21 protein-coding genes are annotated in these 24,081 nt (G+C 49.6%); 6 read left to right on the plus strand and 15 right to left on the minus strand.

The window, feature by feature from the left end:
• Nucleotides 1-8: 8 nt before the first annotated feature.
• From H6629_08800 to H6629_08810, 3 genes are all read right to left on the minus strand, one after another.
• Nucleotides 9-233, minus strand: a complete 225-nt coding sequence (locus tag H6629_08800) for a type II toxin-antitoxin system MqsA family antitoxin (protein ID MCB9067891.1) — start codon at nucleotides 231-233, stop codon at nucleotides 9-11.
• Nucleotides 230-517 (minus strand): DUF4258 domain-containing protein, encoded by a 288-nt coding sequence (locus tag H6629_08805; protein ID MCB9067892.1) that lies wholly within the window; start codon nucleotides 515-517, stop codon nucleotides 230-232. Before H6629_08805 ends, H6629_08800 begins: the two co-directional genes overlap by 4 nt.
• Nucleotides 518-582: 65 nt before the next feature.
• Nucleotides 583-2,058 carry an NOL1/NOP2/sun family putative RNA methylase gene (locus H6629_08810; GenBank protein ID MCB9067893.1) on the minus strand — a complete coding sequence of 492 codons (1,476 nt, stop codon included), beginning with the start codon at nucleotides 2,056-2,058 and terminating at the stop codon, nucleotides 583-585.
• Between the two features lie 210 nt (nucleotides 2,059-2,268).
• Between H6629_08810 and H6629_08815 the strand changes: the two genes are divergently transcribed.
• Complete coding sequence (locus tag H6629_08815; protein ID MCB9067894.1) at nucleotides 2,269-2,679, plus strand: hypothetical protein; 411 nt, start codon at nucleotides 2,269-2,271, stop codon at nucleotides 2,677-2,679.
• On the opposite strand, the gene H6629_08820 is transcribed toward H6629_08815, so the two are convergent.
• The 3 genes from H6629_08820 to H6629_08830 form a co-directional block, all read right to left on the minus strand.
• Entirely contained in the window at nucleotides 2,676-3,947 is a 1,272-nt protein-coding gene (locus H6629_08820; GenBank protein MCB9067895.1) for a hypothetical protein, read from the minus strand. The two genes, H6629_08815 and H6629_08820, sit on opposite strands and share 4 nt — an antisense overlap.
• Nucleotides 3,948-4,130: 183 nt before the next feature.
• On the minus strand, nucleotides 4,131-4,742 hold the full coding sequence (locus H6629_08825; protein ID MCB9067896.1) for a chalcone isomerase family protein: 612 nt from the start codon (nucleotides 4,740-4,742) through the stop codon (nucleotides 4,131-4,133).
• 25 nt (nucleotides 4,743-4,767) lie between these two features.
• Nucleotides 4,768-6,858, minus strand: coding sequence for a peptidylprolyl isomerase (locus H6629_08830; protein MCB9067897.1), 2,091 nt, complete (start codon nucleotides 6,856-6,858; stop codon nucleotides 4,768-4,770).
• A gap of 200 nt (nucleotides 6,859-7,058) precedes the next feature.
• Here H6629_08830 and H6629_08835 point away from each other — a divergent pair, with 200 nt between their 5' ends.
• Genes H6629_08835 through H6629_08845 form a run of 3 tightly spaced genes read left to right on the plus strand, consistent with a single transcriptional unit; the run spans nucleotide 7,059 to nucleotide 10,080 of the window.
• Complete coding sequence (locus H6629_08835; GenBank protein MCB9067898.1) at nucleotides 7,059-7,676, plus strand: YigZ family protein; 618 nt, start codon at nucleotides 7,059-7,061, stop codon at nucleotides 7,674-7,676.
• Nucleotides 7,673-8,566, plus strand: a complete 894-nt coding sequence (locus H6629_08840; GenBank protein MCB9067899.1) for an ATP-binding cassette domain-containing protein — start codon at nucleotides 7,673-7,675, stop codon at nucleotides 8,564-8,566. Before H6629_08835 ends, H6629_08840 begins: the two co-directional genes overlap by 4 nt.
• A 14-nt stretch (nucleotides 8,567-8,580) precedes the next feature.
• The gene (locus H6629_08845; GenBank protein MCB9067900.1) at nucleotides 8,581-10,080 is read left to right on the plus strand and encodes an ABC transporter permease; all 1,500 of its coding nucleotides are present in this window, start codon (nucleotides 8,581-8,583) and stop codon (nucleotides 10,078-10,080) included.
• A gap of 2 nt (nucleotides 10,081-10,082) precedes the next feature.
• On the opposite strand, the gene nhaA is transcribed toward H6629_08845, so the two are convergent.
• The 8 genes from nhaA to H6629_08885 all read right to left on the minus strand — a co-directional run bounded on the left by nhaA (nucleotide 10,083) and on the right by H6629_08885 (nucleotide 21,024).
• The gene (gene nhaA / locus H6629_08850) at nucleotides 10,083-11,429 is read right to left on the minus strand and encodes a Na+/H+ antiporter NhaA (protein MCB9067901.1); all 1,347 of its coding nucleotides are present in this window, start codon (nucleotides 11,427-11,429) and stop codon (nucleotides 10,083-10,085) included.
• Nucleotides 11,430-11,772: 343 nt separating this feature from the next.
• Nucleotides 11,773-12,228: a hypothetical protein gene (locus H6629_08855; protein ID MCB9067902.1), complete on the minus strand. Its 456-nt coding sequence runs from the start codon at nucleotides 12,226-12,228 to the stop codon at nucleotides 11,773-11,775.
• 160 nt (nucleotides 12,229-12,388) lie between these two features.
• Nucleotides 12,389-14,179, minus strand: coding sequence for a S8 family serine peptidase (locus tag H6629_08860; protein MCB9067903.1), 1,791 nt, complete (start codon nucleotides 14,177-14,179; stop codon nucleotides 12,389-12,391).
• A 152-nt stretch (nucleotides 14,180-14,331) separates the two neighbouring features.
• Nucleotides 14,332-14,991, minus strand: coding sequence for a hypothetical protein (locus tag H6629_08865; protein ID MCB9067904.1), 660 nt, complete (start codon nucleotides 14,989-14,991; stop codon nucleotides 14,332-14,334).
• A 49-nt stretch (nucleotides 14,992-15,040) separates the two neighbouring features.
• On the minus strand, nucleotides 15,041-15,451 hold the full coding sequence (locus H6629_08870; protein ID MCB9067905.1) for a hypothetical protein: 411 nt from the start codon (nucleotides 15,449-15,451) through the stop codon (nucleotides 15,041-15,043).
• Between the two features lie 243 nt (nucleotides 15,452-15,694).
• Nucleotides 15,695-16,945, minus strand: a complete 1,251-nt coding sequence (locus H6629_08875; protein ID MCB9067906.1) for a tetratricopeptide repeat protein — start codon at nucleotides 16,943-16,945, stop codon at nucleotides 15,695-15,697.
• Nucleotides 16,946-17,160: 215 nt separating this feature from the next.
• The gene (carB, locus tag H6629_08880) at nucleotides 17,161-20,382 is read right to left on the minus strand and encodes a carbamoyl-phosphate synthase (glutamine-hydrolyzing) large subunit (GenBank protein MCB9067907.1); all 3,222 of its coding nucleotides are present in this window, start codon (nucleotides 20,380-20,382) and stop codon (nucleotides 17,161-17,163) included.
• 159 nt (nucleotides 20,383-20,541) lie between these two features.
• Nucleotides 20,542-21,024 (minus strand): DinB family protein, encoded by a 483-nt coding sequence (locus H6629_08885; GenBank protein ID MCB9067908.1) that lies wholly within the window; start codon nucleotides 21,022-21,024, stop codon nucleotides 20,542-20,544.
• A gap of 326 nt (nucleotides 21,025-21,350) precedes the next feature.
• Between H6629_08885 and hflK the strand changes: the two genes are divergently transcribed.
• Together hflK and hflC are read left to right on the plus strand one after the other, a co-directional pair.
• Complete coding sequence (hflK, locus tag H6629_08890) at nucleotides 21,351-22,334, plus strand: FtsH protease activity modulator HflK (GenBank protein MCB9067909.1); 984 nt, start codon at nucleotides 21,351-21,353, stop codon at nucleotides 22,332-22,334.
• On the plus strand, nucleotides 22,331-23,284 hold the full coding sequence (hflC, locus tag H6629_08895) for a protease modulator HflC (GenBank protein ID MCB9067910.1): 954 nt from the start codon (nucleotides 22,331-22,333) through the stop codon (nucleotides 23,282-23,284). Before hflK ends, hflC begins: the two co-directional genes overlap by 4 nt.
• A gap of 42 nt (nucleotides 23,285-23,326) precedes the next feature.
• Here the strand turns inward: hflC and xth are convergent, their stop codons facing one another.
• Nucleotides 23,327-24,079: an exodeoxyribonuclease III gene (gene xth / locus H6629_08900; GenBank protein MCB9067911.1), complete on the minus strand. Its 753-nt coding sequence runs from the start codon at nucleotides 24,077-24,079 to the stop codon at nucleotides 23,327-23,329.
• Between the last annotated feature and the right edge of the window lie 2 nt (nucleotides 24,080-24,081).

Here is a 24,081-nt window from a genome sequence, read left to right on the forward strand (position 1 = left end):
ATGCGTTTTCAGGCAGCAAATTTCAAAATTTCCACTTCGGCGCCTTTTTGTGCAGCTTCTTCAGCATATTTTAAAATTTTTCCGGAAATTTCTTCGGTGAGATAATATTCGCCGCAATTATCACAAATCTCTGCCGGGACTTCTTTAAAAATCACAATTGTTTTATCTCGCTGAAGTGTTACTGTCGCAAATCCGGGTTTGGTATGTCCGTGTTTGCAAATGATGCAAGTCATTGTTTTCTCCTGGTTTTAAAATCGATATGCCAGATATTTGAATCCGGTTCATACACTGTAACAATAATACATACTTTTTTCTCTGCGCACAAAGCAATTAATATATGTATTGGTCTTTGTTCAACAATTGAAAGAAGCAGAAAGCTTGGGCAAGGTTTGTCATCGGGATATTCTCCTATCACCTCACCGTTTTTGATTGCACTGAAAACATCATTTTCGGTAATCCGTCGTTCAAACATACGTTGTAGCGCGTGACCGCTAAATTTTAATTCTGGACATTTCATACAAAATTATACACTTTATAGATAATAAAAACAACGAGTTAAATGTACATATAGTGATTTTAGCGTTAATCGATATCCAACCCGTCGTCGGAATCCGGGTTTTCGCTGATTTGCGGTTCCGCTAGCGAAAACGGCCAATCCGCTTTGGGGAACTGGCTTTTCAGTTGCCCTTTGTCCGCCACGCCGTAGCCGATCACGCTGCCGTTGTATTTCACAATGTATTGTCCGGGCAAATCCACCGAAATATCCAGCGGCTCGCGGTTCACGTATTTATCGAGCGTTGCCAGATCATCGATGTCTACGATCATGCGGTTGGCGTATTGCCCGAGCAATTGCACGCCGTTGGAATTCAGCTTGCAGCCGCGATCCATTGGCCGTGCCATCAGCATGCCGGTTTGCATCGGTCCGCCAAACACCGGAAAATCCTGCATTTCCTTGCTGGCAAAAATGATCTCACCTTTCATCAAATAGACAAATTGTTTGAAAATTTTTTCGGGGATTTCAAAATGCATCATCAAAAAATCGATGTATTTTTTCACCGGCGATGTTTTGTGATCGAGAAATGACACGTGGCGCGGCGGTTTCACTTTGTATGATTTCGGCGAACGAGTGCCGCCGGTTTTGCGCAAACATGCTACGTAAAAACCTTCCGTCACGCGATCCACCGGATAAAACCGCACGGTTTTGTGCATGTCCGGATGAAATTTTTCGCCCCGGTATTCGGTCAGTCCCGGCCAGGTGCGCATACCCTCGAGGTGGATGTCTTCCAGCTCCATCGGGAATTCGTTGAGCAGGAAATCGACATTTGCCTCATTTTCCTGCGGCGCGACGGTGCAGGTGGAATAGACCAGCCGTCCGCCCGGTTTCAGCGATTTTACGGCGCTGACCAGCAGGCTGCGCTGGATGCCCGCCAGCCGGTCGCAATGCGATTCGCTCCACCAGCCGAGCACCTCGGGATTTTTGTGGAGCGTGCCCAAACCGGAGCAAGCCGGATCGAGCAGCACTTTGTCGAATTGCTCAAAAAACACGTTGCCAAACTGCTCGCCGCGCCATTTGTAAACCTTTGTGTTGACGATGCTCATTCGCTCCAGATTTTTGCCGAGCGCCCGCAGCCGTTTCGGCACGATGTCGTTTGCCAAAATGACGCCGCTGTTTTGCATTAGCGAACCCATGAGGGTGGTTTTGGAGCCGGGCGCGGCGGACATATCCAGCACCCATTCGCCGGGTTGGGGATCGAGCACCAGCGCCGGTACCATCGATGCAATATCCTGCACGTAAAAATGCCCCAGAAAATGCGACAAACTTTTGCCGATCGGATACGGCTGGTATTTCATCCGGTAAATATCCGGGTGTTCGGTGGTTTGCTCGAATTCGAATCCCTGTTCGGCGAAGAGCTTTTTTTGTAATTCAACATCGCCTTTCAGCGGGTTAAAACGAATGTGGTGCGGCAGTTTGTTGCCGATTTGTTCGAAAACGAGCTGTTTATCCGCGCCCAAAAGCGTATCGAACAGCGCGTTTATTTCCGGGGTAATTTCGGGCATAAATCCAGTCTTTCACTGATAGTTATCATTCAAAAACAGAGCAGCAATATACGGTTGTGCGCTGCAAAAGCAAATGCAAAAGGTATGTCCGTTTATTTATCGTGATGTATTTTTTTTCGCTAATTTCGCCCGCAGACTGGATATTTTGATAATTTCTGCTATATTAACGGAGGGTTCAGAGACAGGTGATTGGCGTTTGTGTGGGATCAAATGCGCATCATCAATGAGGGTACGGATATGGTGGAGTGGTTCTTCCTGTGGATACTCTTTTGCTTGCCGCTTGCGGTTGTTGACCGGTCGACGTATCAAACGAAATGTGATGCACCGTTAAAAGTCCGTTTGTCGCTGGCATTAGATAGCCAAAACCAATTAATCAATAAAAATGCAATCCGGGTTGTGGGTGAGTGCGAGCTGCCGTTAAACAACCGGTTGTGTCAGGTGCTGGGTGATTCCGGCGTCACTTTTTTGACGATCACCGGGAATCATTTTATCGCCAAAGGCGATGCAGCGCAAATCTGCAATCTGGCCGAATTCCGGCTGGTGAAATCGTTGCGGCTGTCGGTGGTGCAAATTCCGATCCGGGAAAATTGCCGCAAGCGTCGCATGAACAGTGATGCCTAAAAACGCAGGCGCGAAGTAAGCGCCAGTCCCATCCCTTTAAAATCCCCCGGAATGAGTTTTCGGTGGTTGAGATAGGCAATATCCAGATACCAGTTGCCGAGATCGATGCCGCCGCCAATGGCCAGCGATAATCCCATTTTTCCGCCAACGGTAAATCCGGCACGCAGCGGCAACACCGGAATACCGCGATATTCCCCGCCAATCGCAACGCGGGCGCGGCGTGTGCCGCTCATTTGGGCGGTTAACCCCTGTTCCCATTCTGCGGTGAGCGTAACATCCGGTTGTGGCGAATATGCCACAGACCAGTCCATAACTGCGGGCAACCGGGTGGAAAATGAGTTGAGCGGAAAGACGTTTTCCGTATCCACAATCCGGTCATCTTCCAAATTGAACGGGAGGCTGATGCTGTCCGCGTGAATGGCGAGCACCCGCCGCTCGGCGTCTGTGTTCCAGTTCATCTGGCTGATGGAGTTGAAAAACGCCAGCCCAACCGTAATCTTTTCATTGACGACGGCCAATCCCCCAAAATTCAGACTGACGCCGCTGCCGCCATTGGCGGAGAGCAGCGATAATTCGCCATCGAGCGAAATATACGGATTGCTGTTCAGGTCAAAATTGCGGAGTTGCCCGTCGGCGCTTTCGATTTCATCGAAAACAAAACCGCGATAATAGGTAAGGGTTGCGCCAAGAATAATATCATCGAATGGTAGCCGTTTCCAGCGAATGGATTGCGCACCACTGACCGAAATGCCCATTCCTGCCCAATCGGCGCCATCGGCTTCGTCAAAACTGTACACCCTGCCGAGTTCGTTGTTGCCTTGCAGGGGTAGTTCCAGCGCGCTTTTGGGGATATTCAATTTGGCATCGCCGACGCCAAAAACGGAAAAACTGAAGTTCGGGAGATAAATGGAGAGGGAGTTCAGCCGCGCTTGTCCGTCCGCCCGCAGCCCGGATGCCGGGATGGCGTTCAAAATATCATCGATATCGCCATCGCTGAGCAGATCGCCGGTGGTGAAATAGCGATCGTACTGGCTTTTGCTGAAACTGTTGTTGCTGATGGACGCAACCGCGGAAAACAGGTTAAATTCCAACCGGAAATCGTTTTTTAGTCCCAACGTCGCCGGGTTCGATCCGGCAGATTCAACGCCACGGGTATCCGCTGCGTTGCTGAAAGCCATGCCCGCCGCACGGGCATCGATCGCTTTTTGGGCGATTGCGGCATTTGCCGCCATCAGAATAATTGTCAAAGAAAGAAATAGAACGCGCATTTTGCCTCAGTCATTAGTCGAATATTCGCAAAACAGACGGGAGGACGGTCGTTCCAACCGTTCTCCCGTATCAATCTCAAAAAGTAGCAATATTCCTGCCAGCTTCGTTGATGAGGCGCAAATAATCGAAAGTCCATTCCTAACGGGCGAGATCACCTGTAAAACAATCGTTTTGCGGCCGTGCTAATTTGCAATCCGGCTGACCAGATTTTCGCGATCAACAATGGCATCTTCGCCCAACCATGCGGACCACAGCGCGCGGGCAAGCACCGCGTTGGTGATGGCTGGTTTTTCCACACCGTTGATGGTGGTGAGCAACACGCCGCCCGGCAACCAGCGCAATACATACTGCTGATCTTCTTTGATTTCCTCGTTAAAATACCCGATAAATTGATTTACGAGCGATTCAATGGCTGCGTATTCCGCTTTGGTTGTGTTGTTTTCGAACGTTTCGCGATAGGCGCCCTGAATTTTATCTGCGCCGACATCGCGGGAAAAATCCATCACAATTTGTTTGGCAACGCCATCTTCCAGCGCTTTGGCCAATGCTTCTTTTTCGCTCATTTTTCCGGAAACATCCATATAATGCGCCACGCCATACACTTTGAAAACAAACTTTTTGCGAACAGTTGTGCCGGTCAGGTTCAGTGCATAATCTGCGCCGTCGTAACTAAATTGCACACTTGCCGGGAACATTTTTCCGGTCGATCCTTCTTCCACCATTTCCTGCGCGGCGACCGAACAAAAGAATCCGATTGCCAAAACGGTAAAACATGTGAAAAGTGCTTGTTTCATAACGCCTCCGCTTTCTGATTGCGAATCAGGGTTGAATTTGGGTTGTATTGGGTTGTTTGATAATGCGAATAGTGTTGATGGCATCAAATTTCTGGATGCGCTCTACAGCGTCCATTCCGTCGATAATTTTGCCAAAAACGGTGTATTTTCCGTTGAGATGCGGCTGTTGCATGTGGCTGATAAACCATTGGCTGCCGCCGGTATCTTTTCCGGCCAGCGCCATGCCAACGGTGCCGCGTTCGTACGGAATTTCGTTGTATTCGCAGGGAATTGCGTAGCCGGGACCACCCCAGCCATCGCCGCGCTGATCGCCGACCTGCGTAACAAATGCCGGTACTACCCGGTGAAATAAAATGCCATCGTAATAACCGCTGTTGATCAAATGAACAAAATTGGTGGTGGTGACCGGCGCATTGTATTGATCCAGCTCGATGGTAAATTCTCCGGCGTCCGTTTGAATGCGAACGCGATACAGCGTGTCCGGCGATAGCGGTTTGAAATCGGTGCGCAATCCGGAAACCGCATCCACCGGCGGTAATTTGCGATTTTCATTCCCGGTGAGAGTGAACAATGCTTTTAACGCAGTCGAACGAATGGGTGCGTGCGGCGATTTCAAGCGTTCTTCAAAAAAAGATTCGGCTTCTTTGGTGTGCATGCTGTCCAGCGCAACAATAATGGCAACCATCGCTTCCAAATCCTGTGGCGCTTCAAATTTAGCGAACATTTCCATCAACGGTTGAACGGTTTGCGCGGGGCGCGGATCGTCCATCAATGCGATATAGTTGGCGATAATCGTGGTTTGGGCAAGATCGCCTTGCTGCATTTTCTTCATAAAATAATCGATGGACGGTGGCGTGTTCCGACCGATCAGCGCTTCCAGCGCAACGGTGCTTTGCCCGATGGGTTCGCCCTCTGCCAACTGAACCAGCAGTTGCGTGGCTTCTGTTTCTTCGGGAATCGGTTTTGCGGGATTGGCGGATTTCATGCTGTCCAGCGCGACAATGGTGTAATACGATTGCGGCCACGGAAATTGTATCGCTTCGTTGCGAATCATTTTCATGGCTTTGGCCGGCGCGATTGTGGCCAGCGCAATCAGCGATTCGCCTTTGATGCGCCAGTCCTCGTGCGATGTCGCCATTTTTTCAAACAGCCGTTCGGTTGTGCGATTTTTGATGCTGCGAACACTGTGCAGCGCCGCCAGCCGGATTTGCGGATGTTCATTTTCGATCAGCGGCGTCAACCGGTTCAGATAATTGTCATCTTTCAACAATTCGAACACTTGCAGCGCGGCGATACGGTTGTAGCGTTCCGGGTCGTTCAGCAAATTTGCAACGGTATCCCGGAACTGGCGCGATGCAATGCGTTTGTAAAATGGCGCGTAATCCGGTTCATTTTTCAACTCCTGAAAACGCGGCGAGCGCGAAAGCTGAATGATTCGCTGAATGCCTTTTAAGCCATAATAACGGGTGAGGGGAAATTTGGCGGTGATCGCAAAATCGTAATCTGCAAACGAGCGCAGCGCACCCATGCGATACAGCGCGTACGCTGCCCGCCAGCTGGTTTCCGGGTCGTCTTCCCGTAATATTTGATGCAGCAGATAGGGATATTCCTCCGGAAAAATATTCCGCAGCGCCATATCCGCCAGTGCTTTTGTGGCTGCTTTGCGAATGCCGATATCACGGAATTTCAGGAATTCGCCCACTTTTGTGGCTGCCACTTCGCTGCCCGATTTTCCGAGCGCCTCGTACACGCGAAAATAATTATCCCGGCGCTGTTGATGAAACAACGCCCTCAGCAACAGCTCTTCCGAAGCCGGATCAAACATCTGTCCCAGTGCAAAAATAGTTGCAGCCTGAATACTGGTATCGGGATCAAATAAACAGTACTCCAGCAGCGCCGCAGACTCAGCATCCTGGACAATGCCTAACGTTTCCACCGCCTTTAGCCGAATATTTGGGTTTGAATGTTTTAACCAGTGGGTCATCTGGCTTTTGTTGATAACGCGGGAGTTTCGCATATGCGTTAATTGTTGTTCGCTGTTTCGTAAATCCATTTTTTCGCAAGATTGCAATACAACAGCCAGGATAACAATGGCGGCAACAATCCATTTTCGCATATTTTACCTTTCGGCGGTTAAAAATGTGGTTTTTGGCGTCTGTTCTCAATACATCCGGTCTGATAAATATAGCTGATTACCAGCTTAAAGTCTATTCTAAAAAACGACTTACGCCGTTGCGGGCGATTGGCAAATGCCGAACCGCTTGACAACATGAATTCCCCGGGCGTATATTTTTGCTAAAATGCAACATTTTGCTCATGGAAATTGAAAATTTTATTATCACGCAGCCGGTATTTCACGAATTGCGCATCAAACGCTCGGTATTTTTGGGATCGCTGCTGCCGGCAGAAACCCGCGACATTGCCGAAGAAGTAATTGCAACGCTGCGCAGCAAATATCACGATGCCACCCATAACTGCTTTGCCTACCGGATCGATGCGGACGAATGGCGCTATTCGGACGATGGCGAGCCATCCGGCACTGCCGGAAAACCCATTTTGGCGATGCTGGAAAAATACCAGTTGGTGCAGTGTGTGCTGGTGGTTACGCGCCATTTTGGCGGAATAAAACTGGGCACCGGCGGATTAATTCGCGCGTATTCCCAATGCGCGGAGGAAACCATACAAATTTCCCCCCGCGAAAAACTTGTCCGCTATCAAATATATTCTTTGCAATATGCGTATCATTTTTCACGAAATATTCATTATCTTGTATCAAAATTCAACGGCGAATGGGTAGATTCGCAATTTACAGAAGTGGTTCGGTCAATCATTCGTGTGCCCGAAGAAACGGCGCAAAGCTTTGCAGATGAAGTGTTGAGCGCCGGAAACGGACAGATTGAACTTGTGGAAATTTCAAATCCCGGAACGGTATGATACACGTTAAAGCAGAAAATTTATGCAAGGAAATTAACGAGCGCACAGCGGTCGAAAACGTATCTTTTGAGGTGCAGCCCGGACGTGTGCTCGGTATTCTTGGCGCCGAAAATGCGGGCAAAACCACTATATTGCGTATGTTAATGGAGCTGGTTCCGCCGGATAGCGGCAGCGTCAGTTTTGATGAACGGATGATCAGCCCGAAAGTGCGCGACGCAACCGGTTATTTACCGCAGCGGCGCGGTTTGCTGAAAAATCACACTGTAAACGAGTTGCTGATCTATTTTGCCCAGCTCAAAAATTTGCCCCGCAAAAAAGCCCGTGTCGAAGCTGTCCGGCTGATGGACCGCTTTCAAATCATCGATCAAATGGATACCAAAGTGCATTTGCTCACCGAAGAAATGCGCCAGAAAGTGGCGGTGATGCTGGCAATTATCCACAATCCGGATTTGCTGATTTTGGACGAGCCGTTTTTGGAGCAGCATCCCGGATTCATAAAATTGGTGCGAAAACTGGTGCAGCGCTTCCGGGATGAAGGCAAAACACTCATTCTCGCCAGCCGCGATTTCGACGAAGCCGAAATATTGTGTGACGATGTGCTGGTGTTGCAGGACGGACAAACCCTTTTGCAGGGCAACCTCGCCGAAATCCGCAATCGTTCCAAAGAAAATATGATCGAAGTTTTTGCGCACGAAAACCTGGAATCGCTGCAAAGCATTTACGGCGTAAAACAGTATGTATTAAACCATCGCAGCGCCCAGTTGTTTGTGGACAGTAAAGTGCCGCCGCAAAAAATTCTGGACGTTATCGTAAAAACGGTGAACGCCACGCGGATCGAAGTGTGCCGTCCGGGGCTGCGCGAAATTGTCAACCAAATGACGAATTTGTAATCGGAGTGAACATAATGAGGCGCATTTTTGTCATTGCGTTTTGGGAGTGGAAACAGTTTCTGAAAACCCGGCGATTTTGGCTGGTTACTTTTCTGGCGCCGGTTGTTGCCGCCGCATTGCTGTTAATGCCGACATATTATTACCAAACATCGCAGGCGAACCAAAGCCAGGTAATCGGGTGCGTATCGCTGGATACCACGCATTACTGCGAGATGCTTTCCGATCGGTTGCTCGCGGAAATGGAGACGAACACCCGGTTCGGCAAATTGCTGATTGAATCTATCCCGCCCGATACCAGCGATGCGTTGCGGATGGACATCATCGAACGCGACGCGTTAAAACATGCGCTGGACAGCCTTTACAGCGCGTACGACAAAGTTCAGGAACGCCGCCAATATTTGTTCAGCCGCCCGGATTCGCCCACCAAAACCCGGCTGCTTCGCGAATCATACGATGAGTTGATCGCAACGCGCGAACAGCTCGATCTCTCCCGCGAAACCGGCAAACGCCTCTCCGTCCGGGTGGATACGCTCATGCGAAAGGAAACCCTCAGCAAAGCGGACAGCCTATTGAATACCAAACGCATTTCCGGTTACATTGTCATCAATCCGCCAAAATTTTTCGATGGAAAAGTAGAATTTCACTCCCGCCAGCCGCGCAACGTTGCCAGCCTGCAACCGCTGGAACATGCATTGCAAGTGCTGCTGGTGGAAGAACGGATGCGCCAAAGCGATTTTCAGGTGGATAAAATTCAGGAAATGATGCGTCCGGTAATTATCGAAGAAGTGCTCGCCGAAGGTTCTGCAAAATATCGATTTAGCGTTCGAGAAACTTATATTGCGCCGGTTATTTTGCTGGTGTGCTTTCTGGTGGTGCTGCTCACTACCACCATGTTTTTGGCAATTTCCATCCACACGGAAAAAAGCCGCAGAATGGCGGAGTTGATCATCGCCAGCGCTTCCACCTTCCAGATTGTTACGGGAAAATCGCTGGGCATCTGGCTGTTGGGCATCGTGCAAATTTTAGCCGGAACGCTGGTTGCCGGATTGCTGATTCAGCTAAATATGCTTTCCAGTATTGCGGTGCCGTTTCTCGATTGGGAATATGTTGGATGGTTTACGCTGTATTACACGTTCGGATATTTGCTGTTTGGCGCCTGGTATATTACCGTTGGTGCGCTGAGCCGCCGGAAATCGGAAATGTACCGGCTGCTGTTTGTGTTGAATGCGGTTGTGTTGTTGCCGCTGGCTTTGGTGGTGTATGTGCTGTTTTCGCCGGCGTCGATTTTGGTGCGTTTCCTCAGCTACATTCCGGTTTTTTCGCCGGCGCTGATGGTCATTCGCACGCCGATAGCACCGCCACCGGTGATGGAGTATTACATCACCGGGACGATCATGTTCATTTTCATTTTACTCGGTTTCAGCATTGCCGGAAAAGTGTTCCGGAACAGCAATCTCGATCAATCGCGGTTACCGGTTTTGCAACGGCTGGTTGCGCTGCTGCAAGCCCGTTAACATTACGATTTCGCAGCATTGCCGGTGCGATATAAAATCACCCAGCCGATCAGCCCGGCAATCAGCGATGCACTGAGAATCCCGATTTTGGAATACGTCAGATAATACGATTCGCCAAAGCCCAGATTCGCGATAAACAGCGACATCGTAAAACCGATGCCCGCCAGACAACTGATGCCATAAATCTGCTGCCAGCTTGCGCCTTCCGGCAAATCCGCAAACCCAAATTTTACAGATAGATACGAAAACAACGTAATCCCGATTTGCTTCCCGAGGATCAATCCGAGAATGATGCCGAGGCTCACCGGATGCGAAATTGCCGCACCGAGATCGCCGCTGAGCGTCACGCCCGCGTTTGCCAGCGCAAACACCGGCACAATAAAAAAGCTGACATACGGATGCAGCGCGTGCTCCAACCGGTGCATGGGCGTATCCACTTTTTCGCAGGCAATTTCCAGCGAATGAACCGCGTGTTGCTGTTTGCTGTTGATGATCACATCATCGCCGGGATTGTGTGCATCGCGGAAATATGCCAGCGCATTGCTCACGCCATCCACAAATTGATTGGCGTTCAGCCGTGTGGTTGCGGGAATGGTGAATGCCATCAGCACACCGGCGATGGTGGCGTGTACACCGGATTTCAGAAATGCCACCCACATCGCGATGCCCAGCAGCACATAAACCAGCGTGTGCCGAACACCCAGCCGGTTCATCAAAAACATTACGGCCAGCAACGCAAATCCGATTGCCAGACTTCCCCACGAAATTTGGGCAGTATAAAATAGTGCGATCACTAATACCGCACCGATGTCATCCACAATTGCAACGGCTGTCAAAAATATTTTTAGCGTCAGCGGAACGCGGCTGCCGAGCAGCGCAACAACGCCCAATGCAAATGCGATATCGGTTGCCATGGGAATTCCCCAACCGACGGCGCCTTCCGTGCCGGCGTTTAGCAGGATGTAAAATAGTGCCGGAACCACCATCCCGCCGATGGCAGCGGCAATCGGCAGCGCCGCTTTGCGAACCGACGACAGCTCGCCGAGCAATACTTCGCGCTTAATTTCCAGCCCGACAACGAAAAAGAAAATAGCCATCAATCCGTCGTTGATCCACAAAATGAGCGCTTTGTTCAACACAAAATCACCCAACCCAATGGTGAACGGCGTTTGCCACAAATGTTGGTAAGCTTCACTATATGGTGAGTTCGCCCAAACCAGGGCGATGACTGTAAACAGCATCAACAAAATACCGCCGGAAGTTTCCAGCTTCAAAAATTCCTGAATCGGGCTGAGCATCCGCTCAATTGGTGACGGCGGCGAGTTCTCGTTCGGAATTAGTTTTGCCATGTATTGCTCCATTCGTTTTGGTGTATTGATAAACTTTGTTCCAGTTTCTTGGGTATAAAAAAACCGGTGTCTCATTTTCAAACCGCAAATAAAGACATCGGCAGCCACAATGTCCGGCCGCTATTTACCGGCTCGCATTCAGCTGCAACGAGGCATTTTAACGAATCCGCATTGCAGTTATTGTGGAAATATAAGATAATATGCGCCAAAAAAATTCCAAGTGGTTTCGAAAAATTGACATTTTGGGGCTTGTGTTAACCGGGTTTTTCGGACAAAAAAAACGCGGACCATGTGTGATCCGCGTTTTATATGAATGTTTCAATTGTGGAGAATTAGTGCCGGTTTAATCGGGGATTTCCACAGATTTGCTCATCATTTCGCTATCGCCGCACCAGAATTTGCATTCGTATGTGCCGCCTTCCGGCACATCAACGGTAATATTTGCATCAAAACTGCTGATCATTTGTGCGCACATATCACCGGGATCGCGTTTGCCGAAAACGGTGATCAGTCGTCCGGTGTCTGTTTTCTCAACTTCAAAATGGGAAAATTTCCAACACATATCCGGTGTTTGAACGGTAACTTTAAACGCGGCGCTGTTGCTGCTGACGCCAACGGAATCGATTTCGATAACCTGCAATTTTTTGATAATCATATTTGACGGTGCCGCTTTGCTGTCTGAAGCGCTGTCTTCAGGTTTCGGCAATTCCTCATTTTTGGAAACTTCGCGCCGTGAACAGGCAACGGTGAGCATCGCGAGAATCAGCACCAATACCCCTCTATTCGACCAATTTCGCATCGCTCTTCTCCTCGTTTCGTGATTGTTGATACGTCCGGTTTTCACCGGAAATGAACTTCCGGCGAAAAATTACCGGAATAAATTAAACGCTGCCGTATCGCAAAAGTTCGTGACTAAGCGTTACGGCAGCGTTTCTGAAATCCGTGAACCGATGGAAAATTTATTTGCGACGTTTGAATAAAAAGTAAGGTAACCCGATAAAAATCATCAGGTTAAAAAACACGGTCGCGAAAAGGTCCAGCCCAAGGTGACCGGAATTTAACGTCATTGCAGATGCGCCGCACAATCCGCCGCCACCGTTTCCGGGCGGTGGTGTTCCGGTGATGTCGAATGCCAGCATCCGTCCGGTGGTGCTGTTGTTGGCGTTATCCGTCGCTTTTACAGAATATTCGATAGTTGTGCCGATCGCCTGCGGCGGGATATTGGCGGTGTAACTAACGCCGTTTGCCGTCATTGGAACTGCGCCGGTTCCGCTGCCGGAACCGCTGAGTGAGTAGTTCAGCGTTGCGTTGGTAATGCTGCCGTCATCCACAATAAATGCGGTGATGGTGTATGGCGTTTGGTTGTCGTTGGTATCCTCGTGTTGTTCGGTGGTAATCAACGGATTGCCGGAAAGTGCTTTGGCTGCATTCAGCCGGCCTTCGGTAACGGTGCGATCCACAAAATCGCTCGCGAAATCGACGCTGCCCATCAACCGGTATTTCAGCGCGATGTGATTGATATTCGGATATTGCGCCTTCACCAGCGCAGCCGTTCCCGCCGCATACGGCGTTGCCATCGATGTTCCGCTAAACGATTGGTAGTTGTTGTTTGGCGTGGTGCTGAGAATATCCGATCCCGGCGCAGCCAGATCCACTGTGGTTTTGCCGTAATTCGAGAAGCTGGAGCGAATATCCCGCCGGTCGGAAGATGCTACAGCCAGCACATTTTCCGATGTGTAATTGGAGGGATAATTCGGGTTCGAATCGTTGTTGTTATTTTCGTTGCCAGCCGCTGCGACAAACAGAATGCCGGCCTGATTGGCAGCTTCGACCGCATCTGCCAATGCCTGCGAAAATCCGCCGCCGCCCCAACTGTTGCTGAGAATGGGAATATTCATTTGAACGGCATATAAAATCGCATCGATGGCGTCGGATGTGCTGCCGGAACCGCTGCCGGTCAAAAATTTCAAACCGACCAGGCTGACGTTCCAGTTGATGCCGGAAACGCCGCGATTGTTGTTGCCCACCGCGCCGATGATGCCTGCGCAATGTGTGCCGTGGGCGTTATCATCAAACGGATCGTTGTCGTTGTTGGCGAAATCCCAGCCGCGCCAGTCGTCCACAAATCCGTTGCCGTCGTCATCCACGCCGTTGGTTTCTTTGCCGTTGCCGCTTTCACCGGGATTTTTCCAGATGTTGGCTTGTAAATCCGGGTGATTGTAATCGATACCCGTATCGATGACGCCGACAATCACGCTTTGGCTGCCGCGTTGGGTGTCCCACGCATCGGTTCCGTCGATATCCGCATCATTGGTGCCGCCACTTTGCCCGGTATTTTTTAGCGCCCATTGTTCACCAAAACGGCTGTCGTTGGGCGTTGTTTCCAGCGCGTACACATAATAATTCGGTTCGGCGTATTCTACGTTGGGATCGCTGCGCAACTCGTCGAGCAGCTCTGCCATTTTGTCGCCATCTACCGACCGCGCCGATGGTCCGTCCATCGTATATTTCACCACGCCAATCGATTCGTAGGATTTTTGCGCTTTCACGCCTTTGTCGCTCAACAACCCTTCAACGGATCGAATGCCAAGCTGACTTTTGAATTTCACCAAAACTTCGCCGGGAACGTAGGTTTCCTGCGAACGTTCGATGTTAAACAAATTTGCATCTGCATTACCCTGCCCAAAGGATGATGCGCCCAATATCAATAACCACCCCACCAACAGCAATTTTGAGGATTGCCGGGTCATATTTTTTCTCCGGTTTAGTAGATTCGGACAATCATCCCTGATGGATTTATCCCTTACCTTTTCCCTGTATTATTGAGATTCGGGTAAATATAGCCGAATTAAGTTAAGCGATGTTGATATTTATCAATTGTGGTAGCAGGAATCAGCGTGAATTAGCAGGAAGTCGTGCGAAATGTGGCAACTTCGCGGAGAATACCGTCGGTTGATGAACCGGATAAAAATAACCGAACCGTTTGAACGCTGTATTTGTGGGTTGCGTTTAGCAGCAAATCGGGCAATCCGTCGCCGTTTAAATCGCCGGACCACAGCAATTGCCAGCCGCCTTCTTCGCTCCATTCGGTTTGATAAATAACCTGTTTGCGGGTACCGTCGCCAAATACGAGCTGGTATCCGTTTTCGCCGAACGGCTGTTCGGTGAGCGAAAATTGGCGTTCGCCGAGCAATAGCGTTGCCTGCCCGTTTTGCAGATCGATATCGCAAACCGGCAGCGTGTCCTCCGCGAAAAACGGTGCGTCGCTGAGCAGCGCCAATGCATCGATGCAGCCGGAATGCGCGATCCGCAACCCGCTTTTTTCATCTGCGCCATCCACACATTCGTCGTGAACGGCAGTTAGCGAAAGGGTAGTTTTTTGGAGCAAACCATCGGCGCAAAGCGCCCACCAGCCTGTGGTTTCGGGTATTTGCACATCATCACCGTGAAAATCACCCGGTAACAACAAGCCCACTGGCGGTTCGGTTTGGGCGCTTCCGACAACCGGCAGCAGCAAAATAATCAGCAAAAATATGGTGTTTTTCCAAATGGATGAGCGCATGGTTTCGCACCTTTTTCTTTGTGGACACGGTGGTGTAACTATTGAAAAATCAGCGAGTTACGTTGATGTCTTTTCTGGCGGAAGAAATGGAAATGGTGAATCCCGCCAGCACATCAACCAACGCCAGCAGCGTGATAATGAGGAAAGCCGGTGTGCCAAAACTCGGCACCAAAATAAATTCGAGGAGGAATATGATGAAAATGAACATCGAGAAAATGTGCTCAACGGTTGTCGAACGGCTGGTGCTGGTCGATTTTGCAATTTCGAAAAAGAGCAACACAATGCCGAACATTACCAACGCATCTTCCAAAACCAGCGAGAAATACATCCCGGAAAACAGGAAGCCGCCCACAAGTTCGTTGCTCATCATCAGCGACATGTCACCGCCGAAAGAAAAATACATCATGTTATACAACACCAAAATCATACTCAACAAGGGTAATTTGACAAATCTTAACATGTGGTGCAGACTCCGTTTGCGTTAGCCCTAACTTTAGAAAAAACAGTGGAAATAAGCAAGAGATTTTGGGAAATCTATCAGAATAACAGAGATGAAATCCAAAGTGTGATTCAAAAATAATATTGATCTTGATCAGAAATACCACATTTGCAGCAAAGGAACAAAGTGTTAAAATGTGATACAAATAATTAGTTTTTAACACTTTGCGTTCTTTATGCCTTGGCTGCAACAGAAGCATCCCGCTTATTTCAACGCCCGGATGCGCTTTTTGGCATATTGCGCCTGCTCGGAATTGCTATTGTTCACCATCGCCAAATAATGTTCGAAGGCCTGTTTTGCGGCGGAATTCTGGTTTAATTCATCGTAAGCCAGCGCTTTAAAATAGGCGGCGTTAGCAAATGTTGCATCTATCGCGAGGGTTTTTTCGTAATCGGCGATCGCCGATTTGCGACGCCCGCGAAGGTGCTGCACCCGTCCGCGCTGGTAAACCGCTTTCGCGTAATTCTCGTCAATTTCAATCACTTTGTCGAAATCCGCGATGGCTTCCTGATATAGTTTGAGCTCCGAATATGCCATTCCGCGATAATAAAATGCGTCCGTAAACCGCGGATTGCGTTCCAGCGCATCGAAAAAATCATCCACTGCCAGATTGTATTTTCCGCTTTCGTAATACGCAACACCGCGATTCAAATAGCCAAACACCGAACCCGTATCGATTTGCACATGTTGGGTAAAATATGTGATCGCCGGTTTATATTTTTGCTCCCGCAAATAAATTTCGCCCATGTGATAAGCCAAATCCGCATCCGCGCGGCGGGCGAGTGATGCCTCGAAATCCGCAAACGCTTTTTCCTGATCGCCCAGTTGCTCGTAAATCGCGCCGCGACGGGCGAGCGCTTCGGCGTTTTCCGGGTCGATTGCCAGCAATTTTGAATACGCATCGATAGCTGCGCCGTTTTCCATTTTGCGTTCCAGCAATTGCGCACGGCGCAGCAGCGCCGTTTGGTCAGCCGGATTGTGTTCGAGAATTTTCGCGTAATCCGCCAGCGCATCGTCGGTTTTGGATTGCGTTTCGTTGAAAAATGCCCGCAAATACCAACCGTTGCTGTAATCTTTCTGCTTTTTGATGCCTTTGTCCAGGGCTTTTACGGCTTTGTCCGGCTTGCCTTTTTCAAATTCCTGTATCGCTTTGAAAATTTCTTTCGCGGCGTTATTGTCCAGCGTTTCGCTTTGCGCATCTTTGGCGATGGCAAATCCCAGTTCAATCAGCGGATTTTCCGGATCGATTTCCTGCGCTTTGGCGAAACCGGCAACGGCGTCATCGAACTTCTTTTTGTTGCCGTTTTTGGCAGCTTCCTCGATAATTTTTTTCGCCGGATTGTCGGCGGTGTTGTCATCCGCAACCAGCGATTGCCCGATCATCACCCCAAAAATCACCCAAATTGCGATGGTTTTGCGAAGCATCTGCATGTATTCCCTTTGTCTAAATTTCAACGAAGCATTAACCGCAGAGAAATTATAAATAGGGTTGTTCGCTTTCCGGTTTTTCTCGGCGATCTTTGCGCACCCTGCGGTTAAAAACAATTTTCCAATAAAACGGCGACAGTATACAGAAAGATCCGGCAGCATGCAAGCGAAGATGCGCCGGAATGCAAAACGCCCGCGGTGTGCGGGCGTTAGAAATGCATAATCAATTGAAAATACTGCGATTAGCGGTTGTTGGTAGAAATATATTCCCGCCAGCTTTTCAACTCCAGATCTTCCAGTTTTACGGTGGAAATGGATTCGGCAAAGCGCATCACCAACTGGCGATTGGTGAGCAACGGCACGTTGTAATCCACCGCTGCGCGGCGAATCATGTAGTCGTTGGTCAGCTCTTCTTCCTGATAGTTTTTGGGGATGTTCACCACCAGATCAATTTTGCCTTCCTGAATATATTCGATGGTATTCGGTGTTTTCTTTTTCAGCGGCCAGTGTAGCAATTCCGATTCGATGCCGTTGCTGCGCAGGAATTTTTCCGTGCCCCAGGTGGCGTATAATTTCAATCCCATATTGGACATAAGGCGGCAGCTTTTCAGCAAATCCGCTTTCGATTCCACAGAACCGGTGGAGAGCAGCACGCTGCGAATCGGGTAGCGATAGCCAACGGAAATGAGCGCTTTCAAAAACGCTTCTTCAAAATTATTGCCGAGGCAGCCCACTTCGCCGGTGGACGCCATTTCCACGCCCAGCGTCGGGTCTGCGCCTTCCAGTCGGGTGAATGAAAACTGCGGCGCTTTTACGCCCACATAATTCAGCTCGAACAGCGAGTGTTTGCGCGGTGTAACCTGGTGACCCATGATCACCCGGGTTGCCAGATCGATAAAATTGTCATCCAGAATTTTGGAAACAAACGGGAAACTGCGCGATGCCCGCAGGTTACATTCGATTACTTTCACCGAGTTTGTTTTGGCAATAAACTGCATGTTGAACGGCCCGTTGATGCGCAGCGCACCGGCAATTTTTTGGGAAATCTGGCGAATCTGACGAACAGTTTCCATGTAGGTGCGTTGCGGCGGCAGCACCAGCGTGGCGTCGCCGGAGTGAACACCGGCGTTTTCCACGTGCTCGGAGATAGCGTAAACCAGCACTTCGCCATCGCGGGCAACTGCGTCCATTTCAATTTCTTTGGCGTTTTCCAGAAATTTGCTGATCACCGTCGGGTGTTCCGGCGAAATTTTGGTGGCTTTTTTGAGATATCTGTCCAGCTCATCGTGGGTGGAGGCAACGGCCATCGCCGCACCGCTGAGCACGTATGACGGACGAATGAGCACCGGAAAACCGACTTCATCGGCAAATTTCCGGGCGTCTTCCAGCGTGCTGAGCATCTTCCATTCCGGCTGATCCACGCCCAGTTTGTCCAGCAATCCGGAGAAATTGCGCCGGTCTTCCGCCATGTGGATGCTCTCCGGCGATGTGCCCAAAATCCGGACACCTTCGTTGCCCAATTTCAGCGCGAGGTTGTTGGGAATCTGCCCGCCCATCGAAACAATCACGCCAACGGGATTAAGTTTGTGGTTCAGTTCGACCACGGTTTCCTGAATAATTTCATCAAAAATCAGCATGTCGAATTCATCGTAATCCGTGCTGACGGTTTCCGGATTGTAATTGAGCATCACGGTTTTGTAGCCGAGTTTGCGCAGCGTCATACCCGCGTTTACGCAACACCAGTCGAATTCCACCGAGCTGCCGATGCGATAGGCACCGGAACCGAGGATAATTACCGGCATCGCCGGTGGTTCCAACTCGTCGTGGGTGCCGTTGTAGGATAGATACAGATAATTGGTAAACGCCGGATATTCCGCGCCGAGTGTGTCGATCTGGCGGATGAACGGGCGAATGTCATTTTTGTGGCGGAACTGGCGAACCTGCTGCGCTGTTCTGCCGGTGATCAGCCCGATCTGCTGATCGGAATAACCGGCTTGTTTGGCTTCCCAAACCAGTGTCGGCTGGAGCGACTTTTTCTTGCCTTCGGTGAGCTGTTTTTCCAGCGATACCACGCGTTCTATTTTGTGCAAAAACCATTTGTCGATATGCGATAACTTGTGGATTTGCTGAACGGTCATCCCGGATTTCAGCGCTTCCACAATCGCGAAAACGCGTTCTTCGGTCGGTTCTTTCAACTCTTTTTTGAGGTTGTCGAACTCGAACAGATCGCTGTTGGCAACCAGTCCGTTGGCGCCGGTTTCCAGCATCCGCAGCGCTTTTTGCAGCGCTTCCTCAAACTTGCGACCGATGGCCATCACTTCGCCGACGGATTTCATGCCGGAGCCGAGTTTGCGTTTTACGCGGCGGAATTTTTTCAAATCCCAGCGCGGGACTTTTACCACAACGTAATCGAGCGACGGCTCGAAAAATGCTTTCGTAATTTTGGTGACGGCATTTGGCAACTCGTGCAAACCGTAGCCGAGCGCCAGTTTTGCGGCGACAAATGCCAGCGGATATCCCGTAGCTTTGGACGCCAGCGCCGAACTGCGCGACAGCCGCGCGTTTACTTCGATAATCCGGTATTGCTCCGATTTGGAATCCAGCGCGTACTGGATGTTGCATTCGCCAACGATGCCCAAATGGCGAATCACGCGGATGGCAACTTCGCGGAGCATGTGATATTCTTTATTGGTGAGGGTTTGGCTGGGTGCAACCACAATGCTTTCGCCGGTGTGAATGCCCATCGGGTCAAAATTTTCCATGTTGCAAACGGTGATGCAATTGTCGAAACGGTCGCGCATCACTTCGTATTCGATTTCCTTCCAGCCTTCGAGATATTCTTCGACCAGAATTTGTGAAGCATGCGCCAGCGATTTGCTGGCCAGCGCGCGCACCTGTTTTTCGTTCCGGCAAACACCGGAGCCGAGCCCGCCCAATGCATACGCGATGCGGATAATCACCGGATAGCCCAGTTCCGCAGCAGTTTCGATGGCATCGTTTACGGTGGAAACCGCTTTGCTGCGTGCGCTCAAAGCGCTTACTTCATTCAATCGTGCCACAAATCGCGCCCGGTCTTCTGTATCGATTACCGCCTGAATCGGCGTACCGAGTACCCGGACATTGTATTTTTCGAAAACGCCGGCTTCGTCCAGTTTCATGCCGCAGTTGAGCGCGGTTTGTCCGCCAAAGCTGACCAAAATGCCGTCCGGTTTTTCTTTGGCGATCACTTTTTCCACAAATTGCGGTGTTACCGGCAGAAAATAAACCTGATCCGCCAAATGGTCTGATGTTTGGATGGTGGCAATATTCGGGTTGATGAGAACGGTTTCGATACCCTCCTCTTTCAACGCTTTGATAGCCTGGCTGCCGGAGTAATCAAACTCGCCGGCTTCGCCGATTTTGAGGGCGCCACTACCCAGAATAATAACTTTTTTGGGGAGATCTAAACGATTATTACGGGTCATTGTATATTCAAACCTTTGGTTTTAATTGGATTTTTCAATGCGCCCAAAGATAGTGAAAGCGACACCATATTGCAAGATGTCTATAAATGACCACTGGCGAATAGTTGTGGTATAGCAACAAAAATCGACGTAAAAATGCAGAAAAACAATGTTTTCCGGTTAGCGAACCAACCCTTCCAGATTGAAAAATTTGCGGATATACGACAGTTGTCCGATGTGGTGGGATTCGTGATAACACATAAAATAAAGCGCCCCGCGCAGCGTATTATCCTGATGCGGAAATTCAATCGGAATTGCCTGCGAAAATGCATCCGCATTCAAATTTTCGATGCGTAACAGCAGAATTTGGGTGATGTTATCCCAATCATTTTTGATGTCCGCCAGTGTGGGATAGGTTGCAGATTCGTCGAAACTGCTGCCGCGTTTGAACAAGTCGCGATGCGAAAATGCAACTTCATCGCCAAAATAACGGGAAAAGGCGTAACGGCTGCTGGTGATATGCCCGGCAATCCAGATAAAGGGATTTGCATCCGGCGAAACCCGCCGAAGCGCCAGTTCGTCCGTCATTCCGTCCAGCGATTTGGTAAATAAATAATCAGCAACTTTGATCAGCCCGTGAGCCGCAATTATGGATTCGTGCATGGTTTCCTCTGCATTTTGGTTACGTTTTGGAAATTAAGATTCGTAAACGCTGCGCATCAAACAAAAGTTGCGCGGATATTGCGTTTACTGAACGTAACTTGGATACCATTCAAAAGGTCAGTATATTTCAATTCGTATCGCGATGAATTCAATGAATCAACATTTTCGTTCTGTGGGGGTGAATGTAAAATGCGTTAACGGATCGATGTTGCATCATAAAATCATGTTGATGGTAGAAATCCCCAAAATAGATTTTGAATTAATCTCAAAACAGATGCCGGTTTTGCGCCGCATCCAAACATTATTGAAAAAGGAGGACGCCCTAAATGAAAGGACGCCAACCGTTTGACCTGAACGATTTCGCGCCAAAGCGATTTCCGGGCCGGTCAATCGCATTAGTTATCCCGTTGTTTTTTCTGGTTATCATTGTGTTTTCATCCGTGTTTACGGTGGATACGGAAGAAGCAGCTGTCATCCTGCGGTTTGGAGAATACAACCGCACAGTTGATCCCGGATTACAGTTTAAATTGCCATCGCCAATCGAGGAAAAATATATTGTCCCGGTTCGCCGGCAGTTAAAGGAAGAATTCGGTTTTCGCACGGTAGCTTCCGGGGTTCGCTCGGAATATTCCAAACGCGATTTTTCGGAAGAATCGCTGATGCTCACCGGCGATCTGAACGCGGCAGAAGTGGAGTGGATTGTGCAATACCGCATCAGCGATCCGTATAAATTCCTGTTCCGGGTGCGCAATGCGCAGCAAACCTTTCGGGATATTACCGAAGCGGTTATGCGCGAAATTATCGGCGACCGCACGATTAATGAAGTGCTGACCATCGGGCGGCAGGAAATTTCCAGCACTGTGGAAGCAAAGCTTCAGGAATTGTGCAATCAGTACGAAATGGGGCTCCGGGTTGAACAAGTTGTGTTACAGGATGTTAACCCGCCGGATCAGGTGAAGGGCGCATTCAACGAAGTGAACGAAGCCCAGCAAGAGCGCGAAAAACTGATCAACCAGGCGCGCGCGGAATACAACCGGGTGATTCCCAAAGCCAGCGGCGAAGCCAGCCGCACCATCGAGGAAGCCCGTGGGTATGCGCTGGAACGGGTCAACCTTGCTCAGGGTGAATCTTCCCGTTTTAATTCCTTATTTGAGGAATATCGCAAAGCGCCGGAAGTAACCCGCCAGCGAATTTACATCGAAACCATGAACCGCGTAATGCAAAAAGTAGATAAGAAAATACTTACCGATGAAAACTCATCCGGCGTGCTGCCGCTGTTGGATCTGAATAATGGAGGTGGCAAGAAATGAACCCAAACCGCATATTTTTATTAGCCATTCCGGTTGTTTTGTTTTTTATTTTGATTCAACAGTCTACCTTTATTGTCAACGAAGCCGAACAGGTGATTATCACCCAATTTGGCGAGCCGCAAGGTGGTGCAATTACAAAACCGGGCATTCATTTTAAAGTGCCGTTTTTACAAGATGCCCGTAGATTTGACAAACGATTTTTGGAATGGGACGGCGATCGCAACGAAGTGCCCACCCGCGACAAACGCTTTATTTGGGTGGATACATACGCCCGCTGGCGCATCAACAATCCGCTGCTGTTTTTGGAACGGGTGCAGAACGAATCGACGGCGCAATCCCGTTTGGATGATATTTTGGACGGCGAAACCCGTAACGCCATCGCCCGCCACGATCTGGTGGAGCTGATCCGTTCCACCAACCGCGAATTTCAGGTGAGTGACGAACTGGATGCCGGGGAAGAATCGGAAACATTTGTAAAAATTCAAACCGGACGCGATGGTATCCACAAAGAACTGTTGATGGCCGCCGCCCCAAAACTGGATTCACTCGGAATCGAATTGCTCGATATTCGCCTGAAACGCATCAAATATGTTGAAGCCGTTCAGCAAACTATTTTTGACCGGATGATCGCCGAACGGAAGCGCATCGCGGATAAATTCCGCTCCGAAGGTCAGGGTGAAGCATCCAAAATTTTGGGTGACAAAGAGCGCGATTTGAAAAAAATTGAATCCGAAGCAACCAAAGAAGCACAGCAAATTCGTGGTGAAGCGGATGCAAAAGCAGCTGCCATTTACGCTGCCGCATACGACCGTAACGCACAAACCCGCGATTTTTACCGCTTTTTGAAAACCATGGAATCGTATGAGCAGTCGATCAACAAAGGCGATGTGCTCATTCTTTCCACAGACAGCGAATATTTCAAATTTCTTAACAATATTAACGGAAAGTAACTTTACTCCGGGGCGCAGCATTGCCTAATGCTGCGCCTTTTTTTATGCTATTTCGATGCCCACCGGGCAATGATCCGAGCCCAAAACTTCCGGCAAAATGAACGCATTTTTTAACCGCGGCCGCAGCGAAGGAGAAATCCCGAAATAATCGATGCGCCAGCCGATGTTCTTTTCCCGCGCACCCGCGCGATAGCTCCACCACGAATAATGCCCGCCATCCGGTTGAAATTCCCGGAATGTATCGATAAATCCGGCTTCGACAATCCGGTCAAATCCGGCGCGTTCCTCATCCGTGAAACCTGCGTTTCCGCGATTGGCTTTTGGGCGCGCCAAATCAATTTCCTGATGCGCCACATTCAGATCGCCGCAAAAAATCACCGGTTTCTTTGTTTCCAATGTTTTCAAATATGTTAAAAATTCGGCGTCCCATTGCACCCGGTAATCCAGCCGGGTGAGTTCGCGCTGAGCGTTGGGCGTGTACACATTCACCAAAAAATAATCCGCAAATTCCAGCGCCAAAACGCGGCCTTCGCCGCTAAAATCCGGATGCTCCATTTCGCACTGCACGGAAAGCGGCGCAGTTTTGGTAAAGGTGGCAACCCCGGAATAGCCTTTGCGTTCCGCACTGCACCAGATCTGCTGATAACCGGGCAGCTCCAGTTCCACCTGTCCCTGCATGGCTTTGGTTTCCTGCAGGCAAAGCACATCCGGCTGCGTTTGCGCCACAAAATCCGTGAATCCTTTGTTTATCGCGGCGCGAATGCCGTTTACATTCCACGAGATCATTTTTGTCATTA

It is taken from the genome of Calditrichia bacterium (assembly GCA_020634975.1).
GTDB lineage: Bacteria > Calditrichota > Calditrichia > RBG-13-44-9 > J075 > JACKAQ01.

What these genes read in the sequence shown, in the direction of transcription:
- H6629_08800 (MCB9067891.1), bottom strand. Translation starts at nt 233, where the DNA reads ATGACTTGCATCATTTGCAAACACGGACATACCAAACCCGGATTTGCG.
- H6629_08805 (MCB9067892.1), bottom strand. Translation starts at nt 517, where the DNA reads ATGAAATGTCCAGAATTAAAATTTAGCGGTCACGCGCTACAACGTATG.
- H6629_08810 (MCB9067893.1), bottom strand. Translation starts at nt 2,058, where the DNA reads ATGCCCGAAATTACCCCGGAAATAAACGCGCTGTTCGATACGCTTTTG.
- H6629_08815 (MCB9067894.1), top strand. Translation starts at nt 2,269, where the DNA reads ATGCGCATCATCAATGAGGGTACGGATATGGTGGAGTGGTTCTTCCTG.
- H6629_08820 (MCB9067895.1), bottom strand. Translation starts at nt 3,947, where the DNA reads ATGCGCGTTCTATTTCTTTCTTTGACAATTATTCTGATGGCGGCAAAT.
- H6629_08825 (MCB9067896.1), bottom strand. Translation starts at nt 4,742, where the DNA reads ATGAAACAAGCACTTTTCACATGTTTTACCGTTTTGGCAATCGGATTC.
- H6629_08830 (MCB9067897.1), bottom strand. Translation starts at nt 6,858, where the DNA reads ATGCGAAAATGGATTGTTGCCGCCATTGTTATCCTGGCTGTTGTATTG.
- H6629_08835 (MCB9067898.1), top strand. Translation starts at nt 7,059, where the DNA reads ATGGAAATTGAAAATTTTATTATCACGCAGCCGGTATTTCACGAATTG.
- H6629_08840 (MCB9067899.1), top strand. Translation starts at nt 7,673, where the DNA reads ATGATACACGTTAAAGCAGAAAATTTATGCAAGGAAATTAACGAGCGC.
- H6629_08845 (MCB9067900.1), top strand. Translation starts at nt 8,581, where the DNA reads ATGAGGCGCATTTTTGTCATTGCGTTTTGGGAGTGGAAACAGTTTCTG.
- nhaA (MCB9067901.1), bottom strand. Translation starts at nt 11,429, where the DNA reads ATGGCAAAACTAATTCCGAACGAGAACTCGCCGCCGTCACCAATTGAG.
- H6629_08855 (MCB9067902.1), bottom strand. Translation starts at nt 12,228, where the DNA reads ATGCGAAATTGGTCGAATAGAGGGGTATTGGTGCTGATTCTCGCGATG.
- H6629_08860 (MCB9067903.1), bottom strand. Translation starts at nt 14,179, where the DNA reads ATGACCCGGCAATCCTCAAAATTGCTGTTGGTGGGGTGGTTATTGATA.
- H6629_08865 (MCB9067904.1), bottom strand. Translation starts at nt 14,991, where the DNA reads ATGCGCTCATCCATTTGGAAAAACACCATATTTTTGCTGATTATTTTG.
- H6629_08870 (MCB9067905.1), bottom strand. Translation starts at nt 15,451, where the DNA reads ATGTTAAGATTTGTCAAATTACCCTTGTTGAGTATGATTTTGGTGTTG.
- carB (MCB9067907.1), bottom strand. Translation starts at nt 20,382, where the DNA reads ATGACCCGTAATAATCGTTTAGATCTCCCCAAAAAAGTTATTATTCTG.
- H6629_08885 (MCB9067908.1), bottom strand. Translation starts at nt 21,024, where the DNA reads ATGCACGAATCCATAATTGCGGCTCACGGGCTGATCAAAGTTGCTGAT.
- hflK (MCB9067909.1), top strand. Translation starts at nt 21,351, where the DNA reads ATGAAAGGACGCCAACCGTTTGACCTGAACGATTTCGCGCCAAAGCGA.
- hflC (MCB9067910.1), top strand. Translation starts at nt 22,331, where the DNA reads ATGAACCCAAACCGCATATTTTTATTAGCCATTCCGGTTGTTTTGTTT.
- xth (MCB9067911.1), bottom strand. Translation starts at nt 24,079, where the DNA reads ATGACAAAAATGATCTCGTGGAATGTAAACGGCATTCGCGCCGCGATA.